We start from the raw sequence: 18,383 nt of genomic DNA, 5'->3' as shown, positions 1-18,383 counted from the left end.
GCGTGGACGGGAGAGGTGACGGTCAAGTCAGCGGACGCCACGGCGCTGTCGTTGCCTTTCAAAGTGAGCGGGTTCACGGATAACTCAGGCAACCCTGGCGTTGAGAGTACGGAGCACAGTGTTAATTTGCAGCCAACGTTATCCGTATTGGATGTTGACGACGTATCGGAAAATGTTGCAGTGACGATAGTCGGGAAGAGCACAGGGTTTGTGGACGAAAATAATATCAGCGTAACGCTGACTCCTCCGACAGGTAATTCATTGGTTAAAAGTGTGACATTGGATGATGAGGGCAACTGGACAACGTCCCTTTTGGATGTCTCTGGTTTTGAATTAGGAAAAGTGACGGTAACGGTTAAAGGTTCGAATGCCAATCGCATCCCAGCCTTAGATAAATCGATTGATTTTAATATTATCAATTAAAATATCTACATTCGTCACATTATTTGTATTTAAACGCCAATTTATATTGGCGTTTTTTTATTGGAGGAAAAATGAATAATCATTATGAATATTGAAACGGTCTTTTCGAAACCTCAGATCTTTATTTTCTTGTCATAATATCGGTTTCGGACAGTTAAAATGCAACTATTCCTATAAATAGTGCAACGTTGCATTGTTTTCAAGAGCTTGTATAGTGGCCCAGCACCTAATGGTGCTATCCTGCACAGGTGGTGAAAGCTATCTGTTTCGTATCGAAACATAAATATTTGGTACAATGGCGTGATCTCTAATCACGTCATTTTTTTATGTCTTAATGATTATCACGGTGGCAAAAACCAAATAGAAAAGTGACGGATTGGGCACCGGCCATTCTATTTTCTAATCACACTATGAGAATTCAAGCAAATCACAAATGGGTTGTCTTTTTTGAACGAGTATCTTGAGAGCAGAACATCGCATCATTTATGGCTTAAAGAATAAACCACTGAATTTGAAAAGTGATTAGTGGGTTCAGGCACACTTTTGAGTATGCCTAAATACCAGCCAATAATTAAGCTGGGGTGATGTCGTACTTTTTCATTTTATGGTTGAGAGTACTCAGAGGAAGTGCGAGTTGTTCTGCGGCTTTTTTTGTGTGCCAGTGGCAGTCAATCAGGCAATCAGTAATGACGGTTTTTTCATATTCTCCCACAGCCTCCTTGAGCCCTTTTGAATAATCTCCAGTGTCATTCGCATCAGGTTCCGTAACAGGTTCTGGCTTTGATTGTGTAGACACAAACGTTGGTGAATGATCCTGTTCTGGTATACAAGTATCGCCTAGCTCGATCTGATTGATGGTTTCAAAATCTGAGAGAAGTAGGGCACGTTCAACGATATTTTTCAACTCTCGTACGTTTCCTGGGAATGAATACCCTTGTAACTGCCTCTGAACATTGGCACTTAACCCTGGCGCTTGGCTTAAACCCAGATTCAAGGCACTTTGCTTAAGAAAATGCTCGGCGAGTGGCAGAATATCCGCTGCACGTTCACGCAAAGGCGGAAGAGTGATCGGAAAAACATTAAGGCGATAGAACAAATCAGCACGAAATTCACCCTTGTTTATCTTTTCCATCAAATGACAATGGGTTGCCGCTACCACACGTATATCCACTTCAATTTCTGTGTTTGCTCCAACCGGCCGAAATTTACGTTCCTGCAACACTCGCAGCAATTTTGCTTGAAGCAAAAGCGGCATATCGCCGATTTCATCGAGAAATAAAGTCCCGCCATGAGCGGCTTCGAACAGGCCAATTTTGTCTTTGTCTGCACCAGTGAACGCCCCTTTTTTATGACCGAACAGCTCTGATTCCAATAGCTGTTCAGGGATCGCCGCACAGTTTTGAACAATGAGTGGTTGCTCGGCGCGGTTTGAGTTCTCATGGATGTATTTGGCAATAACTTCTTTACCAGCACCTGTCTCGCCTCGTAGCAGTACATCTACTGGCAGTGACAGGACTTTTTCAAGACGGCTAAGAACTTCAAGCATTGGCTCGCTTTCCGCTATTGGCCCTTTGTAGTGAGTTTGTTTTCGCTGCTTGAGGTGTTGGTTTTCACGCAATAGAGCAGCGTTGTCGGCATTAAGGGTTTTGATCATATGACCGTATTGCTCAAGCCAAACGGCCTGTCGAATACTGTTTGCCGCGATATAACAAAATGCGGTTAGGGCCGATTCATTGTCGATGATACTTAGATCGAACAATGACAGCAGTCCAATGGTTTTTTGACTGTCGTCGACCAATGGCCAAGCAAGCAAGTTGGTACTTTGCAGACCAAGTGTGGCTTCCGTCTGATAAATTGCCTGACAGTCGTAGCCATTATACTGATACAGATCGTTGATCAGAACGACTTCACCGTTTTGAATCGCATAACTAAACGGGTCCGTCTGGTTAGAGCGCTCAAGGGATAACGCAGGCCATGGATGTGAAGACATGGCTTGTCCGTTTTGGTGGACAATACTGGGGATAAGCGCTTGCCCTGTTTGATCGAGAACGTAGATGATTCCATGTTTGGCCAAGGTCATTTGCCGTGCTGCGGTGAGCACGGCATCTAATGTTTGCGCAAGCTGAGTACGATCAGCCAAAGATTGGCTGATCGCTAACAAAGCATTACTCAGATCATTCTGATTAGCTGAACGCATAGGAAAGCAGTCCTTGCTCATCGACCGATACCGTAATTTGGCTATGTGACTCTTCCTTGTCGTGAACCAATAGTTGTGTGGATAGTTTGGGCAAGAGCTGACGATTGATCACGGCATCAATATTTCGTGCCCCTGTTTCGGCGAGACGACAGTTACCCAACACAAATTCAACCAACGACTCTTCGTAGCGAAGAGACAGTTTGTGATGGCTCTGTAGTCGCTCTGAGACTTTGCCTAGCTTGTGATGAATGATATCCGTCATGGCTTCATCAGACAGCGGAACGAAGGGTAATACGGACATTCGCGCCAACAAGGCGGGCTTAAAATGCTGATTGAGTGTTGGACGAATGGCATCAGCAATAATGCTAGCGTCAATATCACTCGATTGTTGTACTAAAGATTCAATCTCCTGAGTGGCTAAGTTACTCGTCATAATGATGAGGGTATTTTTGAAGTCTATCGAGCGGCCTTCACCGTCATTAAGAGTCCCTTTGTCGAACACTTGATAAAACAAGTTAAGGACTTCAGGGTCAGCTTTTTCAACTTCGTCCAGCAGGACGACAGAGTAAGGACGTTGGCGAACTGCTTCAGTGAGCATACCGCCTTCACCAAAACCGACATAGCCAGGTGGTGAACCGATCAGGCGGGAAACCGTATGTTTTTCCTGAAATTCAGACATATTGATTGTGGTCATAAAGCGCTCGCCGCCAAACAGTTGGTCGGCAATAGCGCGTGCTGTCTCTGTTTTACCTACGCCGCTTGGGCCTACAAGCAAGAATACGCCCGTTGGTGCGTCTGGGTTGCCCAATCCAGCTTTTGCCGTTTGGATACCTTCTGCGAGTGCATCAATGGCAAACGTTTGTCCTTTGATGTTGTTGGTCAGGTTCTGTTTGAGTTGCAGAGTGGTTTCGGCTTCGTCCTGAAGCATTTTGCCCATAGGAATCCCAGTCCAGTCAGAAATGACATGGCTAACTTCATCTGGGCCGACTTCAAAGTGCACTAATGGGTTGCCTGCACGAATCACATCGAGTTGTTCCTGACATGCTGCGATTGCAACACGAACGGATTGTTCATCCATATCTGCATAAGGCGACACGTTTTGATCTTCTTCGTCCGTATCGATGTTATCTTGGCCATCAACCCATTGATGCAAGCGGGCGCGCAAAGCAATCATTTCATCAATTTGTGTTTTCTCACTGCGCCATTGGGCTTCTTGTACTTCCAGTTCTGCCTGAGTGTCGGCCATTGCAAGCTTGAGATCGGGAATGGTGGCGAGGCTGTGCTTGTCACCTGTTTGTTGCAGGGCATCTCGCTCAAGGGCTTCCAATTCCCGCGCTTGTGCGGCCAGTGACTGCTGGAGTGTTTCCACAGAAGCAGGTACAGCGTTAAGGCTGATATTCACCCGTGCGCAAGCCGTATCTAGGACGTCGATGGCTTTATCTGGCAGTTGTCGACCGGAAATATAACGAGCCGATAAGGCGGCCGCCGACGTAATGGCATCATCACGAACGTAGACATTATGAGCTTTCTCGTAGGCAGGGCGCAGGCCACGAATGATGAGCGCGGCTTGTTGTGGAGAGGGCTCGTCTAATTTGACCAATTGGAATCGGCGGGCCAGTGCGGGATCTTTTTCGAAATACTTTTTGTATTCTGACCAGGTAGTCGCAGCGATGGTTTTGACTTCTCCACGTGCCAATGCTGGTTTAAGTAGGTTGGCAGCGTCGCTGCCACCGGCTTGATTTCCGCCACCGACGAGAGTGTGTGCTTCGTCAATAAACAAAATGATTGGTGTGGGGGAATTTTTCACTTCATCAAGAACGGCATTGAGGCGCTTTTCGAACTCGCCTTTAACGCTCGCACCAGCTTGAAGAAGACCCATATCTAGGCCATAAAGCTCGACACCTTTGAGGTTGTCAGGGACTTCACCTTGCACAATTTTAAGCGCTAGGCCTTCGACTACTGCGGTTTTACCGACACCAGGTTCCCCGACAGCAATTGGGTTGTTTTTCCGTCGACGCGCAAGGATATCAACAATTTGTCGAATTTCCTGATCACGGCAAAATACAGGGTCTATCTCACCTTTACGAGCCTTTCCCGTAAAGTCGGTTGTAAACTTACTTAGTGCAGAGCCCTCTTCACGCGCTTGAGTCTTCTCCGATGTGGCTTCCTGAGATTCCAAGGATTGGCTCGTTAACTCAGCGAAATTGCGTTTCAGGCTATCGGGGTTGATGCTTTCCAAAATGGTGGCGTAACCGTGCTGACCATAACGAAGGGGGTTGCCAACGAGAGTCAACAAAAGAGCGCCTGAGCGAATCTGGGATTGTGATAGATCTAAAGAGGAGACCAACCAGCTTTCTTGCAGCCACTCAATCAATAAAGCAGAGAAAACCGGTTTGCCTCCGTTGCCAGCGGCACTGCTTGCCAATGTTGAACGGATGGATTGACGTAATATGGTTTCAGAGCAGTCGAAATGGTTTAGCAGGGTATCAAAATCGCTATTCGGTCTTTCAAGTAAGCTTAACAGGTAGTGCTCGATTTGAACTTCGTTTGCCTTTTCCGATACGGCGAGCGCGGCGGCATCTTCTAGCGCGACTTTAGCGATAGGGTGCAGACGTTGAATTAATGAAGAGAGATTAATGTTTATCATTGTCTTTATCGTGCTTATGGTTTGTTTAGAATGGCACCGATTATACTAAATAATAAAAAACTTGTTTTTTTGAACACTATTTTATAGGCGTTTTATGGTTGTTTATTGCGGCTCCATAAATGTTTTACAGGTCTATTTGAGTGATATTCCTGTCATTATGAACATTCTTCTAGTTAATATGCATTATTTGCCTGTCATTTCGTCTTTTTTAATCCGATTTTATAGCGTTGTTTTATTCGTCTAGATGAGTAACAATAAATTGGATGGATTTTCCAATAATTCGTAAAACTTTCCAATTTTTTGATCCGGTAAATGACCTAAAAATATAATTAATATCATAAGTAACTGTTTTTTATCAGTTTAAAAGTTGGCACGGAGTTTGTATTAAGTATAGGGAATCGCGCTAATCAGCGACTCCATCAATGAAAATAAATAGAATTTTTAAAAGGAATATAAGATGCCAACTCCAGCGTATATGTCTATTAAAGGCGAAACTCAAGGTGATATCACTAAAGATGCTTACTCAGCGGATTCAGTTGGTAACTCTTGGCAAGAAGCTCACGTTGATGAGTTTCTAGTACAGGAACTTGATCACGTATTGACTATTCCACGTGATCCACAGAGTGGTCAACCTACAGGTCAACGTGTACACAAGCCTGTTATTGTTACTAAAGCACAAGACTGCTGTTCTCCACTACTATTCAACGCACTTGTTTCTGGTGAAAAACTGCCTGAATGTAGCATTAACTTCTATCGTACATCGATACAAGGTAAGCAAGAGCATTACTACACAATCAAATTGATTGATGCTCTACTTGTTGATATGCAAACTCGTATGGCTCATTGTCAAGACGCTGCGACTTCAGACCGCGTGACTGAAGAAGTACTGAGCTTTACTTACCGTGCAATCGAAGTGACTCACGAAGTCATGGGTAAAGGCGGTAACGATGACTGGCGTGCGCCGCGCGAAGCGTAAGAATTTCTTACCGAGTGCTAGGGCCAACAGTGGTTGGCCCTAATTTTAGTATTTGTATCAGGTAAAAGGTATGACTGACGTAGAATTTAAATTTGAAGTTCAGGGCACTGGACATGAATTTCGTGTTGAAAGTTTTCAGGTGACAGAAGAACTGTCTAAACCGTTTCAAATCAGCCTATCATTGCTTTCACTTGATGCTGATATTACATTTGATGAACTCATCCGAAAACCTGCAGTGTTGACACTTTACGGACAAGGATTAACGTCGGCCCGTCGATTCCATGGAATGGTCAATGAAGTGCGCTTCCTTGGTCAAGGTCGTCGATTCTCCCGTTACCAGCTGCTCTTGGTGCCCCAGACGTGGTTTATGACCCAGCGTCAAGACTGCCGAATTTTCCAGAATCTCACCGCACCTGATATCATTTCCCAAGTGCTTGATGATGCATCGGTGTCGGACTATCGGCTGGAACTGAGTGGTATTTATCCGGCAAAAGAATATGTGCTTCAGTATCGCGAGACGGATCATCACTTTGTTGACCGTATGTTGGCTGAGCACGGCATGTGGTATTATTTTGAGCACAGTAAATCAACCCACACGATGGTCATTGTCGATAGCAATGACGCCATTCCTGAGTTGTTGAGCACGCCTTTAAATGCGTCATACATTGGACCTATTGTTTATCACGCAGACGCTGGCGGTGTCTCTGATAGAGAACATATATTCGACTTATCTGCGGTGAATCGTGTGCGTACCGGCAGCACTACCTACACCGATTATAACTACGAGCACCCCAAGATCCCTCAGGAAACTTCTTCCGCTGGTCTCTTGGATCAGGATCTTAAGTTGTTTGACTACCCTGGTCGCTACGTTGACCCTGCAATGGGGCAAGTACGCGCATCAGAGTGGATTGCCCAATATGAGGTCGACAATCAGCAAATCGAGGCCGAATCAAATGTCATGAGACTGGTGCCCGGCTATAGTTTCAACATTGGTGAACATCCTAGACGCTCTATTAATCGTGACTATACCTTGCTGTCGGTATTTCATCACGGCCAAGACCCTCAAGTTCATGAAGATGAAACGAGCGGTATGCCTACTACCTACGAAAATAAGTTCGTCTGTATCCCGCGTGACGTAACCTTAAAGGCGCCGAAAAAAGTAGCGCCAATCGTTGATGGCCCGCAAACTGCTGTGGTGGTAGGGCCCGCTGGGGAGGAAATCTACACCGACAAACTGGGGCGTATTAAGGTTCAGTTCCATTGGGACCGATATGGTAACAACGATGAACAAGCCAGTTGTTGGATCCGTGTTAGCCAGTCGATGGCGGCACCAACTTGGGGGGCAGTGTATCTACCGCGTATTGGCCACGAAGTGGTGGTGACCTTCCTTGAAGGAGATCCAGACCGCCCTCTAGTAACGGGAGCCGTTTATAATGGATTACATTATCCTCCGTATTCACTGCCAGACAATAAAACGCGGACAACCTTTAGAACCCAAACCCACAAAGGTATAGGGTACAACGAGCTAAGTTTCGAAGACGAAGCGAACGAAGAAGAGATATATTTTCATGCTCAAAAGGACATGTCGACCAAGGTCCTCAATAACCGTTTCCGCGACATCGGTCAGGACGAGTTTCTTAAAGTAGGGCGTCATCAGACCAATGAAGTGCATGGCGATCATAAAGAAACCATCGATGGTCACAAAACCACACAGGTGAATAGTACGTTTACTGAGACCGTTGAGCAGGATGTTACCGTCACCTATAACGCGAATGAAACCCAGAAAGTTAAAAACAACACCACGTTAGAAATTGGTGACAACCGGACAACGAAAATTGGTATCGATGACGACTTGAACGTCGGCGAAAACAGTAACCTCGTTGTCGGAGCCTCGCGATCCGATGATATCGGAGCAGACGACAATCTGACGATTGGTGGCAACTTGACGGTCGCGGTAAAAGGCAACACTTCCTACAAAACAGATGCTGCAACTCAGGTCGTAAGTGGCGATAAAATTGTGCTTAAAACTGGCGGTTCTTCGCTGGTAATGAACAGTGACGGCAGTATTAAATTGTCGGGTTCATCGATTACGATTGAGGGTAGCGATAAGGTCGTCATCAAGGGTGGCAACGTAGCGATTAACTAATGTAGATAACCGAATGAAACAAGAGCAATACTTAGTCGAATTTGAACACCAACAGCAAGCCGAGCAATCGGCTTGCTTGTCCCGTTTTGGCACTATAGTGGGGTTTGATGGCAAACTAGATAGCGTAAGAGTCGATTTTGAAGGCAACCCATTTGACCAGCCACTTTCTGCTCGCTTGGGTCGATTGTTTAAGGCGTCTGAGATTCAATTTGCCTTGGATAATCAACTGCAATGCAGGATAAATTTTGTGGGTGGGGATATCAGCTTGCCGATCGTCACTGACGTGTTCTATTCAATGCTCCAAGAAGAGCAAGACATCGTGTTTCGAGCAAAATCGATGCGCTTTGAAACGAGCCAAGAAGTAACACTGGCCAGTGGTGATACGCAAATTAGCTTAAACGGACGTGACGGTCGGGTGACCACAAAGGCTAAGTATGTGACGTCGCAAGCCGATAAAGCGCAAAAAATACAAGGCGCAACTGTGGCGATTAATTAGAGTAATCAAGCTGAGTCATTATGAGACAAAGAATTACCCCAGAGCAGCTGACCAGTGCTCTCAACGAGAGTGCGCTCGCTGATGCCAACGCATTTCTTGATAAAAGCGTGGCTGACCTTAAAGTAATCAAGCCCGCTTGGCGCGAATTTTGTCAGGAAAAGTCTGATATCGCGATAGAGTCCTGGACATTTTTTTTCCGACAATGGGTGCAACTGCATCGCAAAGGCTACCCCTCGGTTGAGCAGCCCTACTTAGCCTTGCTCGATCGAAATATGGTCGAAATTAAAATGGTCTATCTTGCGTTTTTTAGGTTACATTCCGGGCTGATTTATGAGTTGAGAAACACTCAACCAGCGATGTTTATCTGGCTAATGTTGAGCACTGAATTTGAACACGAACCAAAACACCTTTTGGCAGCATTATCCCTGACTGACCGTTTGTCTGAAGATGAGGTCAGCTTGCTATTACTTCACGCCAAACATACTCACCTCGACATCACCCTCGCATTGCTTATTGAAGGCAATACAGTGATCAAAGATCGCGTTTTTAACGCGCTGACTAGGCGTCAGACTCTCAGTGTTGGTTTGGCTAAGCATTGGTTAAAGACCGGCATCTTGTCAGAAGAACAAGTTCACCCGGTCTTAGCCAGATTTGATGTTGAAGCCAGCATAGAATGGGTGAAAGACGCAAACATGGATGAGGCGTATCTGTTCGAATTATTGTTGTGTAAACATGACCGAGCAACTTGGTTTCGGCAACGCTTTGGCATCGACCAAGCTGCTTTAGACTCCGCACCGCTATCCACTTACGCCAAACTTCTCGAATTGGCGGAGTTTCAACACTTCGATCCTGACGCAGGTATGGCCCCAGTGCAGATGGCACTCAGTGGCCGTCCGGACTGGGCGCAAACAGCACTGGCACACATCGTTTCCCTCGATGAAAGCGAGGGTGAGGAATGGCTTTTTGCGTTGTTTGTCATTTACGGCGATGGTTTTCCACTCAGCCCACAGGCACTTGGTATTGAATACAGTTGGGAGGAGGCGCTGGCCGTCATCGAACAATGGCGAGATCAAGGCTTGGATCACTTGACGCGCCCGACCCGATTGGGCGAACTCCTCACCTTCGACTCAACACTGAATGCGATGAATCACACTGGCATACCAGAGCGCTATCGTGTTTGGTTGTGGCGTCAAATTTGTATTCATGGACGAGTGTATATTCCATGGCACTGGACTATGCCTGTAAACCAACAGCAATGGTTGTTTTCAAAGCTCCCGCAGCAAGTTGCGGTTATCGAGAGGTTTAACCTAAGGAATCAGAATGCAACTCTGGGATATTGAGACATCCGACAACCAGATGGTTCAGGGGCGGTTTCAACGAGATCAGCACGGTGGTGAAGTCTGGGTGATGACCATGAAACGCCAGTGGAACTTGGTCGATAAAGTATGGACGGAAGTCCCAGCTCAAGAGATTTATGATGACCCTGTTTATGAAGGTGAGCCCGGCCTTTCTGCCATGAAGATTGACCACGAATTTGCCGTGTCAAAGCGGAATACGGATGTGGTGGTTTTTGGCAAAGCACGCAGCTATGCGAAACGGCCAGTGACGTATCAAGAATGCCGTCTTTTGATTGATGGTCATATTGATAAAACGATTGCAGTCTATGGGGAGCGCCAATGGATAGAGCATGGTGGGAGCGTCGCCGTTTCTCACCCTAAAGCATTTGTTGAAGCTAATCTGGATTATTCCCGTGCACTCGGTGGTGATGAAAGAAACCGGTTGGGGACTGGAATCGCAACAAGTCATAAAACGTTGATTGAAAGACCGGTTCCGAGCGTCTTTGCCCCCGGAGAGGATTGGGCGCCCAGCGCAAAGCATCTCAAAGTCGCAGGTTTTGGTCCGCTTCCCCCGTTTTTTTCACATAGGGCAAAGTTTGCTGGATGTTTTGATACACATTGGCAGCAACATCGTCGACCTCTTCTACCTGAAGATTTTGACACCAGATTTTACCAATCAGCACCAGAAGATCAGCAGTGCGATGGCTTTCTAACTGGGGGAGAACGTTTGATGATGAGTGGCTTTTGTCACGACGACGTTTTGTCATTTCGTTTTCCTTCAGAGACTTATATCGCAACCGCCCTTTTTGGAGAAGATACACGACACGTGCCTATGTCTCTCTATACCGTTTTTATCGATACAGAAGAAAAGATTTTGACGCTCAGCTATAGTGCGGCTTTTCCTTGTCAAGCCCAAGAACATTTACTGACATCATCTCGGGTGTCGAAAAGGAAGGAAGCGGTATGAGCAATGTCTATGGTCGTTATATGCTCGATGCCGATGTGTTGACGCCGATGGGAATGAATTTGGGTATTTCTCTTGCTATCGCTAAAGCCGATCTGGCTCGATTCAGTCAATTGGAATCGGAAGATGGCCTTGAGCGGTTTAGTTATGCAAAAGCAGAATTTATCAAAGGGGATCAAATTAAGGACAGAGTGATTGAAATGACCGACACCTTAATGGATTCAATGTTAAATAAGTTGCCGAAAAGCTTAAAACCGGTTTCTGTTATTGTCTCCATTCCTAAAGCTATAGAGCCGGCTGTGTTAACCGATTGGTTCGAAGGAAGTCGGCACGAAAAATGGGTATCCAAAGTTGATATTAGTCATCAAGGTGGACCTGGTTTTTTTCACCAATGCTTGGCGATGCTGGACAAACAAGACGCGGTGATTTGCCTCTCATTAGATTCACCATATTCGCAAATCGATGAGCTTATCTCTCAAGGCTTAGTGATGAGCAATCATCAGCCGTGGGGTTTACTTCCGAGTGAAGGTGGCGCCGGTGTTATTTTCACTAAGAAGAACATTGTTGATACTCTCAAGCTAAAACCTATTGCGCGACTGGAATACTTTATTGGGCAATCGAATCCGGCAGACCGTCGCGGTATGATGGCACTGGTGCGTAAGGCGACAGAAAGCTTTGAACATATGGGAGAAGTGTATTGCGACATGATTCATTCAAGAGCGCACACTGAAGATTACGGATTTGCGCTTGGAGCCCGTTCCGAAGCTTTTGTAAATGGCGAAAATCCTATATTAATCAATAACTTATGGGGATCATTGGGCCGGGCGTCATCGCTGGCTCTCCTCGGGGCGTTTAGCCACTTACATCGTTCATCTGACTCGGCGTCATTGATGATGTTTGACAACAACGGTGATAGAGGGCTGTTGAAACTGTCAATGCTCGATTATCGCCAGATAGGCGGTTAATGATTAAGTGAGTAATTTATTGGTTATTTAATTGTTTTTTTGACTGCTAAATAACAGTCACTTTAACTATATTGAACCGTCATTATGACTGAATTAATAGATATAATGAGCGTTTTGTTTCCACACGGTTGAAATACATTATTCAAAATTATTAAGATGCACTCTTAGTTATTATTATCATTTGGAAAAAGAGTAAAACGTGTCTGATCAAAATGGATCAAGTGACAGCTATATCAATCAATTAGTACACAAAGCGATTGAGAGAAAAAAGCACTTAGAGCAGCAGGAAGCGCAAAGAAATAAGCCTAAGTTAGAGTATGTTTTGTTTTCTCAATTTGATGTGTTGGAATCGTTCCCGTCCCTGAATGGCAAAACAACCTTGTACCATCTGGCTAAGAAAGGTGAGCCAGAAAAGCAAGTGTGCTGCAAAGTGGCGAATGAAGGGACATCTGCGCACGAGCATACAATGCTGATTGGCGAAGCAAGCAAACTTGAAATGTCGCAACATCCCAGCGTTGCTGACTTTATTAAAGTCGGCAATGAGTTTGATCGCCCCTACATAATGTACCAGTGGATCAATGGCGAATCCTTGGCAGAGAAGTTAGAGCGACACGCCAAAAAAGGTTTCCGCCATGACCATATCGCTTGGTTTATCTACCAGTTAGCAGGTGCTCTGGAATACATGCATACGCGAGGCGTATGCCATCTTGATGTTAAGCCTGCTAATGTCCTCGTCGGTGAAGACGACAGTGTTAAATTAATTGATTTTGGTGCGGCGCGTTATAGCGATGAGCTGCAAGGACCATCAGAGGTCAGTCTGAGCTATGCCTCGCCTCTGTATGTGGAAACAGGCGTGTCTCAGCCTCAAGACGATGTGTATTCGCTGGCCTTGTTGACCGGACATCTTTTTCTGGGCTCAACGTATGGTGATATGTGGCGTGATCTCCTTGCGCAGAAAAAACGCTGTCAACTGATACCTAAGCACGTTTGGAGACTATTGAAGACTATTCTCAGCAAACCACGTTCACATGGTTATACTGCAATTTCGTTTGCGCAGGCCCTTGCCCAAATTGATACAGCTGCGCTTAAGTCAGACAATAGTGCCCCCATCTTTACGAATTTGAGAAATGCCGATCTGGTATTAACTCAACATCGCGCCACCGATAGATTTTCGTTAGGCCGCTTTAAATACCTTGAGGCTGCTTTAGTGGCTTCTGTGGTGCTGGTTACGGGGACGTATGTTTACGATTATCTCCAGCCAGAGTGGAAACCGTCTGCGAAATCTGGTTTTGGTCAAACGGAAACGCTTGTCAATACGATTAAGCCAGCTCAAACCGCCTCCTTTCTTGCGCAGACCCCATGGGAAATAGAGCGGGTTCTCGATGATATGTCGAGTGATGTGGTGGTGATGGCGCCTTACCGCGATGCGTATCATGTTCAACAGAGTCAGCTTCTAGATCTATATCAACGCCATCAAGAGCGGCTCGATAGCCGGCGAAAAGTCGCTGAAAACGTGCCTGTGTTACTCAATAAATTGCGTTCTCAGTTGGTGTCTTTACACACTAACTTGAACAACGATGGCATGCTGTTTGCCTCATCAGAGCGGTCATTCACTCAAGTGATGGCCAATCTAAACCAGCTTTCCATGGAGACACAAAATGTCGCTGATTATGTCGGTAAGCAAGACTCTGACCTCGTTAATTTAATTCTATCAGGGCAGGCACAAGTCGCAGACGATTATATGAAAGAAGCGTGGCTTAACCGTCAAGCTGAGTCCTATTACTATAGTCAGGTACTTCCTCATTCATTATTGACCCGTCTTTACGCTTCGATAGAAGCCAATGCGGAAAAGCATTTCTATACGCGTGCCATCGAGCAGGCTCAAGCGGCTATGGATTTTTTTGGCAAGACGCCTGACCTTAATGCCAAAGTGCGTGCCTTAAAAGTGGCTCGCAGTGAATACATTTTATTCAGTACAGTGACTGAGCAAGGTCTGTTTGCACGCGCGAAGCTCACTTCATCCCTCAATGAGCTTGAAGTCAATGCACCTAACAAATTCAGTGAAGTGACCGAAGTCCTCAATGGTATGGCCAATGATGCTATTCGTAAAAGTCATAAAAAATCTACGCCGGCTAGAGGTGCGCTTGCGGTCCAGCGTGCCATCAATGATTATCAGCAACGCAGTGGGAGTCAAAGTTGAGCACAGATATAGCGAGTTTGTTAGAGGCGATTAATCCTTCTTCTCCGGCAGGCGATGATGCACGTTATGAGTTTAGTTTCGAAATGATGGAAGCTGAAGTCAAAAAATTTGGTTCTTTGTTTGGTGAAACCGTCGACTGGAGTTTGGTTGAGAAACACGCGAAGGAAGTGCTCACCAAACACAGCAAAGATCTCAAGGCGATATGCTATCTGACGCGGGCTTTGTTTGAATCAGAGGGGCTTTCTGGTGTAGAGAGTGGCCTGACACTATTGTCAGACTCTCTGACGCATTTTGGAAAGGATCTCTACCCAAGGCGCAAACGTGGCCGGGATGGGGCCGTGGAGTGGCTAAATCATCAACTTAAGCTTTCTCTGACGAAACTTGAATCTCAGGAGGCAAGTTGGGAAGCGTTGTCTCGGTGCAATGAAGTTGTAGAGAAGGTTCAACGTCATTTTGATGAAGTCTTTGAGGATTCAGAAGCTGACTTTTTCGAACTGCGTACAGCGCTTAACGGTTTGTGTCAGTCCGCTGCGGTCGAGTCTACGGAAACACCACAGGACAATCATGCCTCAAATATTGACCCCTCATACGAGGTGGCAAAGACGCCGACTCCCGTTGAAACAGCCCCCGCGGTCAAGGTTCATGAACCTGAAAGACGGCAATCTCTGGATATTGACACGGACTTTTCTTCTCCTACTGCATCAAAGCGAAGTCTAAAAAGGGTGGCTGAAACGATTTTAAGTGCTGAGCCTGATTTGGCGCTGTCCTATCGAATTCACCGCCACTTGACTTGGTGTGATATTAACGAGCTGCCCGACAGCAATAATCATCAGACACCTCTTATTTTGGCGGTCTCTCAGGATAAGCAAGCCGAGTATAAAGACAAAGCTAAGCAAGAAAGTGATCTGGATACTATCAAGCGTTTGGAACGCACGTTGACCGACGCACCATTCTGGTTGACGGGTCACTATTATGTTTATCAGATGCTAAAAAATCTGAATCTTGACGACGCGGCGCAAGCTGTTTGCGATGAAGTTGACGCCTTTGCCAAGACTTTACCTGGTATTGAACTGCTGTCGTTTAAAGATTCGATTCCATTTGCCAATGAAGCAACGAGGGAATGGCTTGCTAAAGCGGGTCAACCATCGCCTTCTGCCAACCAGCCGCGGTTACCGAGTATGGTGGTGCAGCAGGAAGATTTGGTTTCAATGGAAGATGTTACTCTCGAAAACTTGGGAGAACACGTAGCGGAAGTGGCCCAGAAGCTGGAACTCGACAGTTCCGGACGTGGTCAATTTATGCTGCATTTACAGATAGTCAAAGCTTACCACGCTGTAGAGCTTTACCCTCTGTGTCTACCTTACCTTGAAAAGTTATGGTCGATAAGAGATGAAATGAGCTTGACCAGCTGGGAACCACACCTGTCTTTGCAACTTGACGACTTGACCCAACATATTTTGATGCAATTGTATCCAAATAGAGACTTGTTGCCAGCAAAGTTTGAGGCGTGGGAGTCAATCTATAACTAACAACACAATTAGATAAGGAACTAATTATGTCACGCGATGGCTCGGTAGCTCCCAAAGAGCGAATTAATATCCGTTACGTTCCAGCGACAGGTGATGCGCAAGAAGACGTTGAACTGCCGCTGAATATGATGGTCGTTGGCGATTTTACGGCTCGTCCTGATGAAACGCCGATTGAAGAACGTACGCCTATCAATATCGACAAGGACAACTTTAACGAAGTACTAGAAGGTTACGCTCCTAACCTTAAAGTTAACGTTGAAAATCGTCTTACAGACGAAGAAGGCGCACAAATGGGTGTGGATTTGACGTTCAAGAACATGAGCGACTTCACGCCAGAATCTATCGCCAAGAAAGTCCCAGAGTTAAACAGCCTACTTGAACTTCGTGAAGCACTTGTTGCTCTGAAAGGTCCTTTGGGTAACGTACCTGCTTTCCGGAAGAAGATCGCTTCCGTTCTTCAAGATGAAGAGGCGCGTAAGAAATTACTGGAAGAACTCAGCATTGGTGAAAACCAAGATGCAGACAACGCTGAATAAGAGGATATTATGACAGCAGAAGCACAAGCTCCAGAGCAGCAAACATCCTTAGCGGATTCTGGCTCCCTTCTGGATAGCATTCTTAATGAAACACGATTAAAGCCAAGCGATGACGGTTTTGATGTTGCAAAACGCGGTGTCGAAGCTTTTATCGGCGAGCTTTTGAGCAAGAGTGCAACAGAAAAAGTTGAGCAGTCACTGGTTGATCTCATGATCAGTGAAATCGACCAAAAGTTGTCAAAGCAGGTAGACGCTATCCTTCACAATGAAGAAGTGCAAGCCATTGAATCAACATGGCGTGGCCTGAAATACTTGGTGGATCACACGGATTTTCGCGAGAACATCCTGATTGAACTGATCTCGGCCAAGAAAGATGAAATGCTTGACGATTTTGAAGATGCACCAGAAGTGGTGAAATCAGGACTTTACAAGCAGATCTATACCCGTGAGTACGGTCAATTTGGTGGTAAGCCGGTTGCTGCAGTTGTCTGTGACTACCAGCTTTCTTCATCCAGCCCAGACATTAAGCTAATGGAATACATGGCAAACGTCGGGGCGATGTCTCATGCGCCATTCATCACGTCAGCGTCGTCAAAGTTCTTTGGACTTGACAGCTACGAAGAGTTACCCAACATGAAAGACCTCAAATCGGTATTTGAAGGTCCTCAGTACACGAAATGGCGTGGTTTACGTGAACATGAAGATTCTCGTTACCTCGGGCTTTGTGCGTCTCGTTTCATGCTGCGTAACCCTTACTCTGTTGAAGACAACCCGATCAAAGCGTTTGATTATGATGAAATGGTGACGGATAATCACAACCATTTCTTGTGGGGTAACTCTGCCTACGCGATGGCGTCTAAAATCAGTGAGTCTTTTGCCAAGTACCGTTGGTGTCCAAACATCATTGGCCCACAAAGTGGTGGCGCGGTGTTTGATTTACCTGTGTATAACTATGAATCAATGGGCCAGATTGAAACGAAGATCCCAACGGAGATTCTGGTCTCTGATCGTCGTGAGTATGAGTTGGCCGAAGAAGGCTTTATTGCACTGACCATGCGCAAAGGCTCTGACAACGCAGCGTTCTTCTCGGCGAATTCGATCCAAAAACCTAAGGTATACGCGAATACAGCGGAAGGCAAAACGGCTGAAATGAACTACAAGTTGGGTACTCAGTTGCCTTACATGTTCATCATCAACCGCCTTGCTCATTACATCAAAGTATTACAACGCGAGCAAATTGGTTCTTGGAAAGAACGTTCTGATCTTGAAATTGAACTGAATAAGTGGATCCGTCAGTACGTTTCTGATCAAGAAAACCCGCCAGCAGAGGTACGTGGTCGTCGTCCGCTTCGCGCTGCGAAAGTAGAAGTCTCTGATGTTGAGGGTGATCCAGGCTGGTATAAAGTGTCTATGTCAGTTCGTCCGCACTTCAAGTACATGGGTGCGAGCTTCGATCTTTCTCTTGTTGGTAAGCTAGATCAATAATCTGGTTTGTTAATTATGTTCCGAGTGGCTGGTTTCGCTGGCCGCTCCTTTTAGAGTTCAGTATGGAAAAAGGTTATCGCTTACTCGAGCGCATTGAATTGGGGGAACCCAAGAATTGCTACGAAAAAGTTGTTTCTCACAAACATCTTATTGAATCTATCCACATTCATCTCGCAGACTTACTCAATACGCATGCTGGGAATGCAATGATAGACAATGATTATGGCCTACCTGACTTCAATGATGTCCTCGCCAGTCAATCGAACTTGGTCCGTAATATTCAACAGAATATTAATACAACGATAGGTAAATTTGAACCTAGGTTGGATAACATTGAAGTGACGTATCGTCAGGATTTCCATAATCCCTTACAACTGAGTTTTGGCATCACTGGTGAAGTGTCTCACAACGGCGGTCAGGTCCCAATGTCTATCAATGTGTTCATGGGCGTTGACGGTAAATTCAACGTTTAAAGTCAGGAG

Annotated in this window: 14 protein-coding genes; 12 read left to right on the top strand and 2 right to left on the bottom strand. The window is 45.7% G+C overall.

Going from position 1 to position 18,383, the window contains the following annotated elements:
• Window positions 1-423: hypothetical protein (locus HLM86_RS12750; protein WP_170883050.1), on the top strand; the 423-nt coding region annotated here is incomplete at its 5' end.
• A gap of 571 nt (window positions 424-994) precedes the next feature.
• Here the strand turns inward: HLM86_RS12750 and HLM86_RS12745 are convergent.
• The gene (locus tag HLM86_RS12745) at window positions 995-2,620 is read right to left on the bottom strand and encodes a sigma-54-dependent Fis family transcriptional regulator (RefSeq protein ID WP_170883048.1); all 1,626 of its coding nucleotides are present in this window, start codon (window positions 2,618-2,620) and stop codon (window positions 995-997) included.
• Window positions 2,607-5,267 (bottom strand): type VI secretion system ATPase TssH, encoded by a 2,661-nt coding sequence (tssH, locus tag HLM86_RS12740; RefSeq protein WP_170883046.1) that lies wholly within the window; start codon window positions 5,265-5,267, stop codon window positions 2,607-2,609. Before tssH ends, HLM86_RS12745 begins: the two co-directional genes overlap by 14 nt.
• A 457-nt stretch (window positions 5,268-5,724) precedes the next feature.
• On the opposite strand from tssH, the gene HLM86_RS12735 reads away from it, so the two are divergent.
• The 11 genes from HLM86_RS12735 to tssE all read left to right on the top strand — a co-directional run bounded on the left by HLM86_RS12735 (window position 5,725) and on the right by tssE (window position 18,374).
• Complete coding sequence (locus HLM86_RS12735) at window positions 5,725-6,243, top strand: Hcp family type VI secretion system effector (protein WP_076590298.1); 519 nt, start codon at window positions 5,725-5,727, stop codon at window positions 6,241-6,243.
• 70 nt (window positions 6,244-6,313) lie between these two features.
• On the top strand, window positions 6,314-8,389 hold the full coding sequence (locus HLM86_RS12730; RefSeq protein ID WP_076590299.1) for a type VI secretion system Vgr family protein: 2,076 nt from the start codon (window positions 6,314-6,316) through the stop codon (window positions 8,387-8,389).
• Between the two features lie 13 nt (window positions 8,390-8,402).
• A complete protein-coding gene (locus HLM86_RS12725) occupies window positions 8,403-8,885 on the top strand; it encodes a DUF6484 domain-containing protein (RefSeq protein WP_076590300.1) in 483 nt (160 codons plus the stop codon).
• A 20-nt stretch (window positions 8,886-8,905) separates the two neighbouring features.
• The gene (locus HLM86_RS12720) at window positions 8,906-10,225 is read left to right on the top strand and encodes a hypothetical protein (protein WP_170883044.1); all 1,320 of its coding nucleotides are present in this window, start codon (window positions 8,906-8,908) and stop codon (window positions 10,223-10,225) included.
• On the top strand, window positions 10,206-11,189 hold the full coding sequence (locus HLM86_RS12715; RefSeq protein WP_076590302.1) for a DUF2169 family type VI secretion system accessory protein: 984 nt from the start codon (window positions 10,206-10,208) through the stop codon (window positions 11,187-11,189). Before HLM86_RS12720 ends, HLM86_RS12715 begins: the two co-directional genes overlap by 20 nt.
• Window positions 11,186-12,151: a hypothetical protein gene (locus HLM86_RS12710; protein ID WP_170883042.1), complete on the top strand. Its 966-nt coding sequence runs from the start codon at window positions 11,186-11,188 to the stop codon at window positions 12,149-12,151. The genes HLM86_RS12715 and HLM86_RS12710 overlap by 4 nt, the downstream gene beginning before the upstream one ends.
• 199 nt (window positions 12,152-12,350) lie before the next feature.
• Window positions 12,351-14,351 carry a serine/threonine protein kinase gene (locus HLM86_RS12705; protein WP_076590304.1) on the top strand — a complete coding sequence of 667 codons (2,001 nt, stop codon included), beginning with the start codon at window positions 12,351-12,353 and terminating at the stop codon, window positions 14,349-14,351.
• Complete coding sequence (gene tssA, locus HLM86_RS12700) at window positions 14,348-15,880, top strand: type VI secretion system protein TssA (RefSeq protein ID WP_076590305.1); 1,533 nt, start codon at window positions 14,348-14,350, stop codon at window positions 15,878-15,880. Before HLM86_RS12705 ends, tssA begins: the two co-directional genes overlap by 4 nt.
• Before the next feature lie 26 nt (window positions 15,881-15,906).
• Window positions 15,907-16,416, top strand: a complete 510-nt coding sequence (gene tssB, locus HLM86_RS12695) for a type VI secretion system contractile sheath small subunit (RefSeq protein WP_076590306.1) — start codon at window positions 15,907-15,909, stop codon at window positions 16,414-16,416.
• A gap of 9 nt (window positions 16,417-16,425) precedes the next feature.
• Window positions 16,426-17,901: a type VI secretion system contractile sheath large subunit gene (gene tssC / locus HLM86_RS12690; protein WP_076590307.1), complete on the top strand. Its 1,476-nt coding sequence runs from the start codon at window positions 16,426-16,428 to the stop codon at window positions 17,899-17,901.
• Window positions 17,902-17,963: 62 nt separating this feature from the next.
• The gene (tssE, locus tag HLM86_RS12685) at window positions 17,964-18,374 is read left to right on the top strand and encodes a type VI secretion system baseplate subunit TssE (RefSeq protein ID WP_076590308.1); all 411 of its coding nucleotides are present in this window, start codon (window positions 17,964-17,966) and stop codon (window positions 18,372-18,374) included.
• Window positions 18,375-18,383 lie beyond the last annotated feature (9 nt).

The sequence above is a fragment of the Vibrio ostreicida genome, from assembly GCF_013074385.2.
Classification (GTDB): Bacteria; Pseudomonadota; Gammaproteobacteria; order Enterobacterales; family Vibrionaceae; genus Vibrio; species Vibrio ostreicida.
Note: the sequence above shows the minus strand (reverse complement) of the source record. Positions and strands in the feature narration are given on the sequence as shown.